The 15,733-nt window shown below is 74.4% G+C and carries 9 protein-coding genes and 2 pseudogenes; 3 read left to right on the forward strand and 8 right to left on the reverse strand.

Features of this window, described 5'->3' with window-relative positions; translation table 11 throughout:
• Positions 1–101 precede the first annotated feature (101 nt).
• The 5 genes from TU30_RS15310 to fasR form a co-directional block, all read right to left on the reverse strand.
• Positions 102–1,373 (reverse strand): beta-ketoacyl synthase, encoded by a 1,272-nt coding sequence (locus tag TU30_RS15310; RefSeq protein WP_042169999.1) that lies wholly within the window; start codon positions 1,371–1,373, stop codon positions 102–104.
• An 85-nt stretch (positions 1,374–1,458) separates the two neighbouring features.
• A complete protein-coding gene (locus TU30_RS15315; protein WP_004988657.1) occupies positions 1,459–1,707 on the reverse strand; it encodes an acyl carrier protein in 249 nt (82 codons plus the stop codon).
• A 101-nt stretch (positions 1,708–1,808) separates the two neighbouring features.
• A complete protein-coding gene (locus TU30_RS15320) occupies positions 1,809–2,840 on the reverse strand; it encodes a ketoacyl-ACP synthase III (RefSeq protein ID WP_042170004.1) in 1,032 nt (343 codons plus the stop codon).
• A 22-nt stretch (positions 2,841–2,862) separates the two neighbouring features.
• Complete coding sequence (locus tag TU30_RS15325; RefSeq protein ID WP_042170007.1) at positions 2,863–3,807, reverse strand: ACP S-malonyltransferase; 945 nt, start codon at positions 3,805–3,807, stop codon at positions 2,863–2,865.
• An 89-nt stretch (positions 3,808–3,896) separates the two neighbouring features.
• Positions 3,897–5,102 carry a fatty acid biosynthesis transcriptional regulator FasR gene (gene fasR / locus TU30_RS15330; protein ID WP_042170011.1) on the reverse strand — a complete coding sequence of 402 codons (1,206 nt, stop codon included), beginning with the start codon at positions 5,100–5,102 and terminating at the stop codon, positions 3,897–3,899.
• 103 nt (positions 5,103–5,205) lie between these two features.
• Here fasR and TU30_RS15335 point away from each other — a divergent pair, with 103 nt between their 5' ends.
• Positions 5,206–5,865: a pirin family protein gene (locus TU30_RS15335; protein WP_042170309.1), complete on the forward strand. Its 660-nt coding sequence runs from the start codon at positions 5,206–5,208 to the stop codon at positions 5,863–5,865.
• A 44-nt stretch (positions 5,866–5,909) separates the two neighbouring features.
• Positions 5,910–6,503, forward strand: a complete 594-nt coding sequence (locus TU30_RS15340) for a TetR/AcrR family transcriptional regulator (protein WP_042170310.1) — start codon at positions 5,910–5,912, stop codon at positions 6,501–6,503.
• Between the two features lie 21 nt (positions 6,504–6,524).
• Here TU30_RS15340 and TU30_RS15345 read toward each other — a convergent pair.
• Positions 6,525–7,553 (reverse strand): annotated as a pseudogene (locus TU30_RS15345) (SMP-30/gluconolactonase/LRE family protein).
• 235 nt (positions 7,554–7,788) lie between these two features.
• Here TU30_RS15345 and TU30_RS15350 point away from each other — a divergent pair.
• Positions 7,789–9,583: pseudogene (locus TU30_RS15350) on the forward strand (flavin-containing monooxygenase).
• Between the two features lie 19 nt (positions 9,584–9,602).
• Here TU30_RS15350 and TU30_RS15355 read toward each other — a convergent pair.
• Together TU30_RS15355 and TU30_RS15360 are read right to left on the reverse strand one after the other, a co-directional pair.
• Positions 9,603–10,844, reverse strand: coding sequence for a hypothetical protein (locus TU30_RS15355; protein WP_042170013.1), 1,242 nt, complete (start codon positions 10,842–10,844; stop codon positions 9,603–9,605).
• A gap of 85 nt (positions 10,845–10,929) precedes the next feature.
• Positions 10,930–15,213, reverse strand: a complete 4,284-nt coding sequence (locus TU30_RS15360) for a DEAD/DEAH box helicase (RefSeq protein ID WP_234307871.1) — start codon at positions 15,211–15,213, stop codon at positions 10,930–10,932.
• Positions 15,214–15,733 lie beyond the last annotated feature (520 nt).

Here is a 15,733-nt window from a genome sequence, read left to right on the forward strand (position 1 = left end):
CCGTACCGCGTCTCCCGCCCCCCGGCACACGGAAGGGCCCCACCTCGTGAGGTGGGGCCCTTCTCGTCTGCGCACGGGGCGCACCGGCGTACCGGCGCGGGTCAGACCGACCGGAACGCCAGCACCACGTTGTGCCCGCCGAACCCGAACGAGTCGTTGAGGGCGGCGATGCGGCCCTCGACGGGCAGCTTGCGCGCCTCGCCGCGGACCACGTCCGCGTTCGCCTCGGCCTCGGGGTCGATGGTGTCGACGTTGATGGTCGGCGGAGCCACCCGGTGGTACAGCGCGAGCACCGTCGCCACCGACTCCACGCCACCGGCACCGCCGAGCAGGTGCCCGGTCATCGACTTGGTCGCGGAGACCGCCATGTGGTCGACGTCGTCGCCGAACACCTTGCGCAGCGCCTTCAGCTCGGCGATGTCACCGGCCGGCGTCGAGGTGGCGTGCGCGTTGACGTGCACGGTCTCGGACGGCGCCAGGTCGGTGGCGTCCAGCAGGTTCTGCAGGGCGTGCGAGATGCCGCGGCCCTCCGGCTCCGGCTGCACGATGTCGTGGCCGTCGGCCGAGACGCCCTGGCCGACCGCCTCCGCGTAGACGCGGGCGCCGCGCGCCGCGGCGTGCTCGGCGGACTCCAGGACGATCACACCCGCGCCCTCGCCGAGGACGAAGCCGTCCCGGCCGACGTCGTAGGGACGCGAGGCGCCCTGCGGGTCGTCGTTGTTCTTGGACATCGCCATCATGTTGCCGAACGCGGCGATCGGCAGTGGGTGGATCGCCGCCTCCGTGCCCCCCGCGACGACGACGTCGGCGCGGCCGGTACGGATCATCTCGATGCCGTAGCCGATGGCCTCCGCGCCCGACGCGCAGGCGGAGACGGGCGTGTGCACGCCCGCCTGGGCGCCCACGAGCAGGCCGACGTTGGCCGACGGGCCGTTCGGCATCAGCATGGGGACGGTGTGCGGGGAGACGCGGCGGACGCCCTTCTCCTTCAGCACGTCGTACTGGTCCAGCAGGGTCGTCACGCCGCCGATGCCGGAGGCGATGACCGTGCCGAGCCGGTCCGGGGCGACGTTCGGGTCCTCACCGGCCCTGCCCTCGAAGCCGGCGTCGGCCCACGCCTCCTTCGCCGCGACCAGCGCGAACTGCGCCGAGCGGTCCAGGCGGCGGGCCTGCGGCCTCGGGATGGTCTCGGTGGGCTCCACGGCCACGCGGGCCGCGATACGGACCGCCTGGTCGGCGGCCCACTCCTCTGTCAGGGCCTTGACGCCGGAGCGTCCGGCGACCAGACCCTCCCAGGTCGAGGCCGCGTCGCCACCCAGCGGTGTGGTTGCGCCGATACCGGTGACGACCACGGTGCGATTGGTCGAGCTCATCGGAATTCTTTCTCCAACGGATTACGAGGATTCGTACGGCGCCACCGCCGGGTGGCGGGGCCGGGGCTCCCGGCCCGAGCGTTGCTCAGGCCTGGTGCTTGAGGATGTACTCGGTCGCGTCGCCGACCGTCTTGAGGTTCTTGACGTCGTCGTCCGGGATCTTGACGTCGAAGCGCTCTTCGGCGGCGACGACGACCTCGACCATGGACAGCGAGTCGACGTCCAGGTCGTCGGTGAAGGACTTGTCCAGCTGGACGTCCTCAACCGGGATGCCGGCGATCTCGTTCACGATCTCCGCGAGACCGGCGACGATCTCTTCCTGAGTGGCGGCCATGATGGCTCCTTCGCTGTGGTTCCTGAGGGTGTGTCGCCTGCCGCGACAGCGGCAGGTGGTGCGGTTCCCGTACCGGACCGGGGTGATCCGGCACGGAGTGCCTAGGGGAGGGTAACGACCGTTGCGGCGTAAGCGAGACCCGCCCCGAAGCCGATGACGAGCGCGGTGTCGCCGCTCTTCGCCTCGCCGGTCGCCAGGAGCCGCTCCATCGCGAGCGGGATCGAGGCGGCCGAGGTGTTGCCGGTGGTACGGACGTCACGGGCGACCGTGACGTGCTCCGGCAGTTTGAGGGTCTTCACCATCGAGTCGATGATCCGCACGTTGGCCTGGTGCGGGATGAAGACGTCCAGCTCGTCCGAGGTGATCCCGGCCGCGTCCAGCGCCTGCTGGGCGACCTTCGCCATCTCGAACACGGCCCAGCGGAAGACCGCCTGGCCCTCTTGGGTGATCGCGGGGAACTTCACGTTGCCCGCGCTGTCGAGGGGCAGCTCGGAGACGTCGCCGATCCGGAAGCGGTCCCACGCCACCGTCTGCTTGATCGTCTCGGACTTGTCGCCCTCCGACCCCCACACGGCCGGGCCGATCGCGGGCTCCCCGGACGGGCCGACGACGACCGCGCCCGCGCCGTCACCGAACAGGAAGGCGGTGGCCCGGTCCTCCAGGTCGGTCAGGTCGCTCAGCCGCTCCACGCCGATGACGAGCACGTACTCGGCGGAACCCTCCACCACCATGCCCTTGGCGAGGGTGAGGCCGTAGCCGAAGCCCGCGCAGCCGGCCGAGATGTCGAAGGCGGCGGCCTTGTCCGTGCCCAGCAGGTCGGCGATCTCCGTGGCCACGGCCGGGGTCTGCTTGAAGTGCGACACGGTCGAGACGACCACGGCGCCGATCTGCCCGGCGTCGATGCCCGCCTCCGCGATCGCCTTGCCCGACGCCTCGACGGACATCGCCGCGACGGTCTCCTCGGGCGACGCCCAGTGCCGGGTCTCGATGCCGGAACGTGAGCGGATCCACTCGTCGGACGAGTCGATCGTCTCCAGGATCACCTCGTTCGGCACGACCCGGGTGGGCCGGTACCCGCCCACCCCCAGGATGCGGGCGTACGGGGCGCCCTTCGCGGGCTTGATCTTCGCCATGCGGATTCTGCTCCTTGGGGCGTCAGACGTGCTCGGAGACGAGCTCGCGGGCGGCGTCGAGGTCGGCGGGACTCTTCAGGGCCAGCGTCTTCACACCGGGCAGCGCACGCTTGGCGAGGCCGGTCAGGGTTCCCCCGGGGCACACCTCGATCAGTGCGGTCACCCCGAGCTCCTTGAACGTCTCCATGCACAGGTCCCAGCGGACCGGGTTCGCCACCTGGCCGACCAGGCGCTCCAGCACCCCGGCACCGGTCGCGACCGTGGCGCCGTCCTTGTTCGACACGTACACGGCCTTCGGGTCGCCCGGCGCCAGGTCCTCGGCCGCCTTCGCCAGGGTGTCGACCGCGGGAGACATGTGGTGGGTGTGGAAGGCGCCGGCCACCTTGAGCGCGACGACCTTGCGCACGCCCTCGGGCTTGTCCGCCTCCAGCGCCGCCAGCTGCTCCCTGGTGCCGGCTGCCACGATCTGGCCCGCGCCGTTGACGTTCGCCGGGGTCAGCCCCAGCTTCTCCAGGTGCGCCACGGTGACGTCCGGGTCGCCGCCGAGCAGCGCCGCCATCCCGGTCTCGGTGACCGCGGCGGCGTCGGCCATGGCCAGCCCCCGCCTGCGGACCAGACTCAGCGCGGCCGTGTCGTCGAGGACCCCCGCGAACGCGGCCGCGGTGAACTCGCCGACGCTGTGACCGGCGACCGCGCCGGGCGCGATCCGCGCCACCGCCGAGGCGGCGTCGGCCGCACCGGCACCCAGTGCCGAGACGGACAGCAGCCCGGCCGCGACCAGCAATGGCTGGGCGACGGCCGTGTCGCGGATCGCGTCCGCGTCGGCCTCGGTGCCGTAGCGGGCGAGGTCGAGTCCGATGGCGTCGGACCAGCCGGCGACGCGGTCCGCGGCACCGGGAAGGTCGAGCCATTCAGTCAGGAAGCCGGGCGCCTGAGCGCCCTGGCCGGGAGCGACGAGTACGAGCACTCTCACACTCTCTCTTGACGACGGCCGAAGCCGCCCGTGGGGACAGGGACCAAGAACACGAGGGGGTTTTGTGGAACCCCGACAAGAAGCTAGAGCTGAAGATCGCCGTCGGCCAGACGCCCCAGGATGAGTGCGATCCGCAGTGTGAACGCAGAGCGTACATCGGAGGGTGACCATCCGGTGACGTCTGTCACACGTCGGAGCCGGTAACGCACGGTATTGGGGTGCACGAACAGCATCCGTGCGGCCCCCTCGAGGCTGCTCGCCTGCTCCAGATAGACGCTGAGCGTCTCCAGCAGCGCGGCCCCGGCCTCCTCCAGCGGTCTGTAGATCTCCTCCACCAACTGCTCGCGGGCCGCGGGATCACCGGCGATCGACCGCTCCGGCAGCAGATCGTCGGCCAGCACCGGACGCGGCGCGTCCTCCCAGGCGGAACACGCCTTCAGGCCCGCCGCGGCGGCCTGCGCGGACCGGGTCGCCGCCTGGAGGTCCGGCACCACCGGCCCCGCCACCACCGGACCCTGCGCGTACGGCCCGATCAGTGACTTGGCGACGGCCAGCGGGTTGTCGCTGCCGCCCGCGATCACCACCAGCCGGTCCCCGAGCACCCCCGTCAGCACCTGGAGCTTGGCGTGCCGGGCGGCCCGCCGGATCGCCTCCACGGTCAGTTCCGAGTCGCCGTTGGGCGCGGTGCCGAGCAGCACGCACACGTGCTCCGGCGAGTTCCACCCCAGGGCGGCGGCCCGGGACACGGCACCCTCGTCGGCCTCGCCGCTGAGCACAGCGTTCACGACCAGCGACTCCAGCCGCGCGTCCCAGGCACCCCGTGCCTCGGCGGCCTGCGCGTACACCTGCGCGGTGGCGAACGCGATCTCCCGCGCGTACACCAGCAGCGCCTCGCGCAGCACCGACTCGTCGCCCGGCGCGGCCACCTCGTCGATGGCGCTCTCCATGACCTCGATGGTGGTGCGCACCATCTCCACGGTCTGCCGCAGCGTGATGGCCCGGGTCAGCTCGCGCGGCGCCGTCCCGAAGACGTCGGTGGAGATGGCCTGCGGCGCGTCCGGGCGCCGGAACCACTCGGTGAAGGCGGCGATGCCGGCCTGGGCGACCAACCCGATCCAGGAACGGTTCTCCGGGGGCATCGCCCGGTACCAGGGCAGTGTCTCGTCCATCCGCAGGATCGCCTGCGCGGCGAGGTGGCCGGACGATCTCTCCAGCCGCTTCAGCGTCGCGGGATGCGGGTGGGCGGGGCCTGCCGGGGTCTCGGGCTTGCCGGTTTCGGGTTCGGGCACGGTGACAAGACTGCCTCATCCGGACGCCGGGACGCGTCGCCGGGGCTGCCGCGAGGTCTCCCGCCGGGACCGAGAGGCCCACGTCGGGACTACCGTGGACGGCGTGACGGACGTACGGCGCGCGCACGGGCGCTTCCAGGGCGGCGATCCGGCGGCCGGCATCGAGAGCCGGCACGCCTTCTCCTTCGGCCCCCACTACGACCCCGACAACCTCCGCTTCGGCGCGGTGATCGCCTGCAACGAGGAGCGGCTGGCCCCCGGTGCCGGCTTCGGCGAGCATCCGCACCGCCACACCGAGATCGTGACGTGGGTGGTGGAGGGCGAACTGACCCACCGCGACTCCACCGGCCACGAGAGCGTGGTCCGCCCCGGCGACGTGCAGCGGCTGAGCGCCGCGTCCGGCGTGCGGCACGTGGAACGCAACGACGGCCCCGGGCCCCTGACCTTTCTCCAGATGTGGCTGGCCCCGCTGGAACCCGGCGGCGACCCCTTCTACGAGGTCGTCCGCGGCGTCGCCGACTCCACCCCGTACGCCCTCCCCGAGGCGGGCGCCGTGCTCCACGTCCGCCGGCCTGCGGCGGGGGAGCGGACCGCCCTGCCGGACGCCGCGTACGTGTACGCCCATGTGGTGCGCGGTGAGGTGCTGCTGGACGGGGCCCGGCTGGGGCCGGGTGACGCGGCCCGCCTCACGGACACCAGGGACGCCGAGGCGGTCGCGGTGACCGGGGCCGAGCTGCTGCTGTGGGAGATGCGCGGCGCGTGAACCGGCTCCGTGGTGCCGGGCGGGCGCTGCCGTACTCTGCCGGGATGACGCAGCACCCCGTGCCGGACCAGCGGCGGCCCGCGAACGACGGGCCGAAGGCCGCCGCCCGCAACCGTGCCGCGCTGGTCGCCGCCGCCCGGGAGATCTACGCGGAGCACGGTCTGGACGCTCCGCTGTCCGCGATCGCGCGCCGCGCAGGGGTCGGGCAGGGCGTCCTGTACCGGCACTTCCCCGACCGGGCCGCGGTGACGACCGCCGTACTGGAGGAGAACGTCCGGGAGGTCGAACAGGCGGCCGCGGCCGAGGACGCGACCCTCGCCGGCGTGCTCGGGGTGCTGACCTGGCACCTGAAGGAGTCGGCGGCGTTCATCGGCCTCCTGCACGCCGACGGGTCGGACCACCGTTCCGCCGTCCGCGCCCACGCCCTGGCCCTGTCCCGGCGGGTCGAACACGCCCTGCGCGCGCACCTGCCGGACGCCGGCCACCGGCTGGCCACGGCGGACGACCTCATGCTCGCCGTCGCCATGGTCTCCGGTGCCGCCACCGGTCCCTCCCACGAGGAGCGGGAGCGCAGGGCCCTGGCGGCCTGGCGGCTCCTCGGCGTCGAGGTGGGGCCGGTGCGGCCCTTCCACGGGTAGCGGGCTTCCCCGTCGGGGGCGTCAGCCGCCGTTGGACTGCCGGGTGCCTTCCGCCAGCGCGTCGAAGGTGTAGAGGTACCCGCCCGCGGGCCCGCTGACGGGCATGTACGCCCTGGTCCCGCCGGGCGTGATCGCCACGTTCGTCGCCGACTCGAGGCCCTCGGCGGTACGCGCGGGCACCTCGACCGTCGCCAGCCGCTCACCGTGCCGGTCGTACACGACCATCGTGGGCCGCCCGTGCAGCCCCTGGCAGAGGTTGCCGTCCGCGTCCACGGCGATCGAGTCGGTCTGCGCGATCCCGCCGTCGACCCGGATCGCGGTGTGCCGGGCGGTGACCCCGCCCCTGCCGCCGACGGGGAGGTAGGAGATCCGGTTCTCCGTCAGTTCGCTGAACCACAGCCCGCGCTACTCCGCGTCGAAGGAGATCCCGTTCGTCGCGGCCAGTTTGTCGGCCAGGACGGTGGCCTGCCCGCCGTCGCGGTCGATCCGCACCACACGGCCGAGCGCCCGGCCCTCGGTCAGGCCGCGCGAGTCGCTGACGTACAGGTGGCCGTCCTCGTCGAAGGCGAGGTCGTCGGGGTTCATCGGGGCTCCGTCGACCTCACCGGAGAAGAAGGTCCGCGGGTCGCTGCCGTCCGGGTTCAGGCTGACCGCCTCCCCGTGGGCGAAGTCGGTCAGGTAGAGCCGCCCGTCGTACGGGCTGAACTGCGCGGAGGTGTACGTCCCGCGCCCGTCGGTGTGGACGGCCCGCTTCGTCTTCCTGCGGACGTCGACCCGCATCACCTTCGGTTCGTCCTCGGGCGCGGTGACGTCGACGACGAACAGGCCGCCGTCCGCGCCGAAGACCGGCCCCTCCAGCAGCGTCATCCCGGTCTGTTCGTGCACCTCGGTCAGCTGCATCACCTGCTGTGCGCGCAGGGTCCGGCCGCCCGCACCGGGCGCCCCGGCCGTCTGCTCACCGACGTCACCCGTCTGCGTGCCGCAGCCGGTGAGGGCGAGGGCGCCGACGGTGGCGAGCACGGCGAGGGAGCGGAGGGGGAGTCGTCGCATGGGGGTCACTCTTCCTGTCGGCTGCTGGGTGGGAGTGGGAGTGGGGGCGGGGGTGGGGGTGCCGGCGGCGGTGGGGCCGGGACGGACCAGTACGCGCCACCGCGCGTCCGATTCCCAACCGGACAATGCTGTCCGGTAGTTGTTGCCGTAGCGGAGCCGACGGCCGCACGGGCCGACGCGGCCGGAACACCATGAGGATTGAGGCAGGGTCCCCCACATGACGATCCCTCGCACGATGCCCCACCGAGCGCCGTCCCCCGAGGAACTGGAGGCGCTGCGGCAGCGCTACCGCGTCGAGCGCGAGCGGCGCGTACGCCCGGACGGCGCGGCCCAGTACCAGGCCACCGAAGCCGAGTTCGGCTACTACGCCGCCGACCCGTACGTCGGTGAGGCCGCCGGGCGCGAGCCGCCGCACGACCGTCGACGTCGCCGTGGTCGGCGGCGGGTTCGGCGGCATCCTGGCCGGGGCGCGGCTGCGGCAGCGGGGTGTGCGGTCCGTCCGCGTCGTCGAGACGGGCGGCGACTTCGGGGGCACCTGGTACTGGAACCGGTACCCGGGCATCCACTGCGCCGTCGAGGCGCACGTGTACCTGCCGATGCTCGACGAGACCGGATACGTCCCGGAGTGGAAGTACGCCCCGGGGGAGGAGATCCGCCGCCACGCGGTGCGCGTCGCCCGGCAGTCCGGCCTCTACGAACACGCCCTGTTCTCGACCTCGGTCACCTCGCTGACCTGGGAGGAGACATCCGGGACGTGGATCGTGGCCACCGACCGCGGTGACGCCTTCCACGCCACGTACGTCGTCACCTCCACCGGCACGCTGTCCACGCCGAAACTCCCCGGGATCCCCGGCATCCAGGACTTCGAGGGGCACACCTTCCACACCTCGCGGTGGGACTACGCCTACACCGGCGGCACCCCCGACGGCGGGATGACCGGCCTCGCGGACAAGCGGGTGGGCGTCGTCGGCACCGGCGCCACCGGCATCCAGGTCATCCCGATGCTGGCCGAGGACGCCGCGCACGTCCACGTCTTCCAGCGCACCCCGTCCACCGCGGACGTACGCGCCAACCGCCGCACCACCGCCCGGGACGTCGCCGCCGACCGCGAGGGCTGGGCGGCCGCCCGCCGCGACAACTACCTCCGCATCGTCTCCGGCGAACCCGCCGACGAGGACCTCGTCGCCGACCGCTGGACCGAGTCGGCCGGCCTCCTGGAGAAGCTCCTGCCGAGCTTCCGCCGCCAGGGCGACCGGGCGGCCTTCGAAGCCGCCGACGCCGCGAAGATGAACGAACTCCGCGCCCGCGTCGAGGAGACGGTCACCGACCCGGACACGGCGGAGAAGCTCAAGCCCTGGTACCGGTACGCCTGCAAGCGCCCCACCTTCTCCGACCGGTACTACCAGGCGTTCAACCGAGACAACGTCACCCTGGTCGACACCGCGGACACCCACGGCATCGAGCGCGTCACCGAGAACGGCGTCGTGGTCGGCGGCGTCACGTACGCACTCGACTGCCTGATCTTCGCGACCGGATTCGACGTCGGGACCTCCGGCGTCCTCTCCGGGAAGCTGCCGGTGTACGGCCGCGGCGGCACCCAGCTCCTGCACGCGTGGGCGCAGCAGGGCCCGCGCACCCTGCACGGCTTCACCAGCAACGGCTTCCCGAACCTCATCCGGATGGGGACCCTGCAGAACGCCAGCAGCGTCAACTTCACCCACATCCTCGACGAACAGGCCGTCCACGCCGCCGCCCTCGTCGCCGCCGCCGAAGCCGGGGACGCCCTCCTCGAACCGTCCCGCGAGCTCGAGGACGCCTGGCTCGCCACCCTGGCCAAGGACGCCCCCGACCACGAGTGGTTCCACGCCGACTGCACCCCCGGCTACTACAACCGCGAGGGCCGGGGCCGTCCCAACGGCCCCACCGCCTACCCCCACGGCGCCCACGCCTTCCACCGACTCCTCGAGCAATGGCGCGAGGACTCCCTCGACGACATCCTCCGGCCGAGGACGCCGGCCCGGGACCGGTGAGCCGACGCGGGAGGGGACGCTACGGGGTACGCCGGTTCGTGCGTCCTGCGGTGCGGGCGGCACGGTAGGCCCGGGCCGGGTCGGCGGACGGGCCGGGAACGGGTTGCCAGACGCCGTACGGGGCGCGGTAGGGGTGCCAGCGCCCGTCCGGCCCGTACCTGAGCTGGATGCCTGCGGCGTCGTCGGTGAGCCGGTTGTGCTCGCACACGACGGGGGCCGTGGCGGCGGGGCGCAGCGGCTGGATGCGGGCCTGGGCGTCGGCGAGGACGTCGTGGCCGACGGCGAACGGTTCGAGGTAGGCGGCTGCTCCGCACGGCCCGCCGTGGGCGTGGGCGAGCCGGTAGTGGCCCATGCCGACGAGGTCCAGGCCGAGACGGTCCATGGCGGCCTGCCGGAACGGCACCCCGTGCGGCAGGGCCAGGAAGCGCGCGATGTCGCTGCCGGGGCCGGGGCAGGCCGGTGTCTCCTGCCCGTCGAGAAGGGCACCGGCGCGGTGGGCGGCGTCCGCCGCCAGCGCGTCCAGGCCCCCGGCCGCGGGCAGCGGGGCGGGCGGCTCGGCGAGTGCACCGGTCGGTACCGGGCGTGCCCCGGTGAGGTCGAGGTCGACCGGGCCGGGGATCGGCGGTGCGGGCAGGCTCGGCGGGGCCGGGGCCGGGGCCGGGGCCGGGGCTTGGGCAGGGACCGTGGCGGTGGGTGGGGGCCCGGACACAGGGGTTCCGGCTCCTCCGGGGGGCGTGCCGCTCGCGCGCAGACGCTTCTTCACGTGCTGGTGGGGGCGGCCGCGCAGGGTGAACAGCGCGGCGGGCGTGGTGAGCAGCCGCTCGGCGAGGAGCATGCCGAGGGCGACGGAGTGCGGGCACGCGGTGCCGGCGGCCTCGGGGGCGCAGGTGCAGGTGTGGGAGATGTCCTCCGGGCCGGGGACGAGGGGGACGCCGCCGGTGTGGGCCGGGTCGGTGAGCAGGTCGCTGACGGCGGCGGTCCCGGCGACGGCCGTGGCGTCGGGGCGTGCGCGGATCGCGGTCTCGACGCGGTCCCAGCCGGTGTCCGTGAGCTCGGCGACGAGCAGCCGGGGCCGGGCGACGCGACCGCCGGGCAGGGGGAACTTGGTCGTGGCGAAGCCCCGGTTGACGTTGAGCGGGCCCGCCTCGGCGGTGAGGAGCAGACGCCGTGCCGCGTCCAGGAGCGCGGTGTCCCCGGCGGCCCGGGCGAGGGCGGCGCTCAGGGCGTGGGCCCACCCGGTGGTGGTGTGTGGCCTGTTCATCGGTGTGCTCCCGGGGCCACGGGGTCGGTCGGTTCGTGGTCGGTGAGGGGGGCGTGGGTTCGTCCGGTGGTGGTGTGGGGACTGTTCATCGGTGTTCCCCCAGGGCCACGAGGTCGGCCAGTTCCCGGTCGGTGAGCCGGGTGAGCGCCCGGTCCCCGCCGGTCAGGACGGCGGAGGCCAGGGCACGCTTGCGGGTGAGGAGCTCGTCGATGCGGTCCTCGACGGTGTGCCGGGTGATCAGACGGTGCACGGTGACGGTCCGGTGCTGGCCGATGCGGTGGGCGCGGTCGGTGGCCTGGTCCTCCACGGCGGCGTTCCAGCTGCGGTCGTAGTGGACGACGTGGGCGGCGCGGGTGAGGGTCAGGCCGGTCCCGGCCGCCTTGAGGGACAGGACCATCACCGGGTGCCGGCCGGCCTGGAAGGCGTCGACCCTGCGCGTCCGCTCGGCCAGGGGCGTCGCCCCGTGCAGGAAGAGCGGGTCGTGGCCGAGGTGGGTGAGGTGGGCGGTGAGCAGGTGGCCCATGGCGACGTAGCTGGTGAAGACCAGTGCGGCCTCGCCGCTCGCCCGGATCGTCTCCAGCAGGTCGACGAGGGCCGCCGTCTTCGCCGAGCGTGCCGTGAACGCGGGTGACTCGCCGCTGGTGGGCGGCTGTTCACGCAGGTAGTGAGCGGGGTGGTTGGTGATCTGTTTCAGCGCGGTCAGGAGCTTGAAGACCAGGCCGTTGCGTTCGATGCCGCGGGCGTCCCGGATCTGCTGCAGGGTCTCGCGGACGACCGCCTCGTACAGGCCGGCCTGCTCGGTGGTCAGCTGCACCGGGCGCGGCCGGTCGATCTTCGCCGGGAGTTCGGGGGCGATACCGGGATCGGTCTTGCGGCGCCGGAGCAGGAACGGGGCGACGATCCGGCCCAGTTCGGTGGCCTCCGCGCCGTCGGGGTTCTTCTCCGCGGCGTTCGCCCACCGGGAACGGAACGCCGTCAGCGGTCCGAACAGGCCCGGGTTGGTCCAGTCGAGCAGCGACCACAGCTCGGACAGGTTGTTCTCCACCGGGGTGCCGCTCAGCGCCAGGCGGGTGGTGGAGGGCAGGGCACGCAGCCGGCGGGCGGTGGCGGAGGCGGGGTTCTTCGCGTGCTGGGCCTCGTCGGCGACGACCAGGCCCCAGTGCCGTTCGGCGAGGCGGGCGGCGTCGCGGCGCAGCAGGTCGTAGGTGGTGACCACCAGCGTGGTGTCGGTGACCGCCTCCAGCGTGCGTTCGGCGCCGTGGTAGGCGACGACCGGCAGGCGGGGGGCGAAGCGGGCGGCCTCGCGGCACCAGGTGGCCACCAGGGACGCCGGGCAGACCACCAGCGCCGGGCCGGGAGCGCACTGCTGGTGGTGCAGGGTGAAGGCGAGCGCGGTGAGGGTCTTGCCCAGCCCCATGTCGTCGGCGAGGACCGCGCCGAACCCGAGGCGGGTGGTGTGCGCGAGCCAGGTCAGGGCCCGTTGCTGGTAGCCGCGCAGGGCGGCCGTCAGCCCGGCGGGGGAGGGCACCGCCTCGGGATGGTGCTCGCCCCGGCGCAGCACACCGATCAGGTCGGCGAGCGGTCCGGCGGGCCGGCAGGCCACCGTGTCGTCGGCGACGGTGACGGTGCCCGTCAGGGCGGCGGTCAGTGCCTGCGTCCCGGGCAGCCGGCCCAGGAGCCGGTGGCGGGCACGGCGCCGGAGAACCGGGTCGGCGAGGACCCACTGTCCGCGGACGCGTACGAGCGGCCGGGCCGCTTCGGCGAGGGCGTCCATCTCCTCCTCGCTGAGGTCGGCGCCGTCGAGAGCGACCTGCCAGCGGAAGTCGAGCAGCGCCGTCACGCTGAACCGCGGCCGCTCCCCGGCCGCCCGTCCGGGCCCGGCCGGGCTGCCCTCATCCGTGCCCCCGTCCGGTGTGCCGACGACCGCGGCCGCCGACAGGGCGGTGCGCAGCCGCTCGGGCCACACCACCCGTACGCCCGCTCCGGCGAGTTCGGCCTCCTGCTCCAGCAGCGCGACGATGTCGCCGGAGCGCAGGACGCACTGCCGCGGGTTCTCCTCACCGGCCAGCGCGGCCAGTGCGGCCGGTGCCTGATGCAGCCGCGCGGTCCGGCGCAGGACCCGCCGGACCCGCGGCCGGACCGTGTCGGCGTCCTCGCCGCCGACACGCGCGGTGCCGGCCCACACCCGGGCGGCGGCCACCTCGTCCGGCATGCCGGGGCCGGCAGCTGCGGGGCCGGACCCGGAAGGTCCGGACCCCGCAGGTCCGGACCCCGCAGGGACGGAAACCGTGGTGCAGGATCCCGCCGGGGCCAGGTGCAGGTCGGCGGTGAGCCGGTCGGCGGCGGCCTGCTCGTCGCCGGGCGGCCGGACCCGCAGGACCAGCAGCGGGGCCGGGCCGCCGTCGGCCAGGTCCTCCACACCGTCCAGCCAGCCGCGCACCGCCCCCTGCGTCCCGGCGGTGACCGGGCCCGGTACGGGCGCCGTCCAGGGGCCGGCCCCGCACAGGACGGCGGCCGGGGTGCGCACCAGCGCGTCGGCCACCGCGTCGCAGCAGGCGAGGATCGCCTGGCGCGCGCTCGTACCGGACCCGGACCCGGGACCGGACGACAGGACGGCGCCGGGCGGCGCCGCCGCGGCGAGCGCCGTCAACGCGTCCTCGGCGTCCGCCGGGACCGGGCCCACGCGCCATACCGCGTGCCCGCGCCCGTCGAGTGCGGGATGGACGAGCCGGGCCCGGACGAGCTGCAGGGCGATGTGCACCGCCCGCTGCCAGAACACCGCGGTCGGGTCCGCGTCGGCACCGGCCCGGTGCACCGCGGGCAGGCCGTCCGCGAGCCCGGCCCGCCACCCGGCGGCGGGCGGGGCGGACAGGCCGGTCACCGGCAGCGCACGGGAACGGGAGCCATCGTCCCGCACCCACCACACCGCCGGGCCCGAGCCCCGGGCGGGCACGAACGACACCGGGCAGCCCGCGGCAACCGCTTCGTGCAGCCGGGCCGGGGAGGGGGCGGGCGGCGTGGCCGCGGGTCCCGGCCCCGGGGAACGCCGGTCGCCCGCGTCCCCGGGGACGGCGGGGATGCCGGGGATGCCGGGGAGGGCGGGGGTGTCGATGGAGGCGAGCTCGCGCAGCAGTTTCAGCGCCGCCGCGCCGCGTGCGGCGTTCTTGTCCGGGCCGACCGCGGTGGCCTGGACCTGCAGGTCACTGGCCCGGTGGCGGCAGCGGTAGGTGCACTCCACGCGCGATCCCAGGGTTCGCAGCGTCGACTCGGGCTTGGTGATCGCCTCCCGCTGACAGTGCTTGTTGAGCGTCCTGACCGGGTCCTGGCCCTGCGCGGGGACCGTGATGCGTACGGTCCCGGCCCGCTTGTCCTCGACCTGCGGGGCGGGCTCCGGCAGGCCGGCCAGTTCGGCGAGCAGCGCGCAGCAGGCGTAGTGCTTGGCCGTCCCGCGTGACCAGGCGGTCCGTTCCGGCCCGCTCCACGTGCGTTCCGCCCGCAGCAGGGCCCGCACGCGGTGGCGGCCTCCGGCGGGGGCCGGCTCCTCCTCGTAGGACAGGCCGTGCCCCTCACCCCCGCCGTGCTGTTCGGCGTACCAGTGCAGCAGCCTGGCCGGAGCCGGGGGCATCGCCGCGGCCCGCCGGAGTGCCGCCGTGCGCGTCCTGGTCCACTCCCTGCCCCGGGCGGTGAGGAGCAGCAGGTACAGGTCGCGGTGGCGCAGCCGTCCCGTGCCGGCCCGGCGCAGGGCTTCCCCCTCCAGCTCCGGGCCGGGCCCCCGTCCCGTCGACAGGGCGCGCAGCAGGCGGTGTTCGAAGACCTCCGTCAGCATGCCCGGCAGGACGAGGCGCCCGGCCGCTCCGCCCCGGTCCGGCGGTTCGACGCCGGCCAGAGCTGCCAGCAGGGCGAGCGCCGCCCGGTCCTTCGCCTCCCGGCCGGTACGGGCCTGCCGGGCGGGTCCGGTGACCTGTGCGCCCGCGGTACCGACCACGGCCGCGAACGCGGCACCGGTGCCGCCGTGTTCCGGTGGGACCTCTTCGTACCGAGGGGGCGGCAGCACCTCGATCTGGGTGTGGGTGACGAGAACGTGCCGCGCCGACTCCACGTCGTCGGCCAGGACGTCGATCACGGCTCGGCGCACCGGCTGCCAACCCGGCAGGTGCGCCGTCCCCAGGAGCACCAACCGCATGTCGCGCACCGTCAACAGCCCGGCGCCAAGGCGCCGCAGCGCCTCGTCGGCCACCGCGGGGTCGTCCCCCGTCGACCCGGCGAATCTCCTGAGCGTCTCCTGCCACGGGTCGGCCTCCGGCGACCTCACGTCCTGACCGGTCGACGCCGCCTCCGCCCGCGAACCGGCTGCAGCCGTAGAACTCACTCCCACTCCCCATCGCCCCGGCGCGGCAGCACCGGACCCGATCACCTTAAGCGAGTGATTCGCTACCGTGAGCCAGATTGCCGACATCGTCGCCCCCGGCACCGGTAGCGGCCTGGCCGGGGCGGTGGGCGACCGCAGCCGTGTCCATGGCTTCGCGTCCGTGTCCGACGTGGAGGGGTGCCAGGGCGGGCGGGCGGTACGGGGAGGCGCCCACGTGCCCGAGGGGATGTCGAACTCGCCGACGGCCGCATGCGCCACGACCAGGGGTCTCCCTGCCTGACGGTCAACCGCCGCCCCTCCGTGCTCCCTCCGGAGCTCGCCCGCCTCATGGACGGTCAGCTCCAGCACGGCCCCCGCCCGGCGCGGCAGCACGGCCGGGCGCAGATGCCTCTTGCCCGGTCACGGCCCTGGACGCCCGCGCAACCCCCTCGGCCGCGCGGGCACTCTGAGACGCCACGGTCCGCCCGCCCCCGCGGCACGGGACACCGTCATGACGGACGCCCTGGTGGGCCTGCCGCCC

It is taken from the genome of Streptomyces sp. NBRC 110035, assembly GCF_000829695.1.
Classification (GTDB): Bacteria; Actinomycetota; Actinomycetes; order Streptomycetales; family Streptomycetaceae; genus Streptomyces.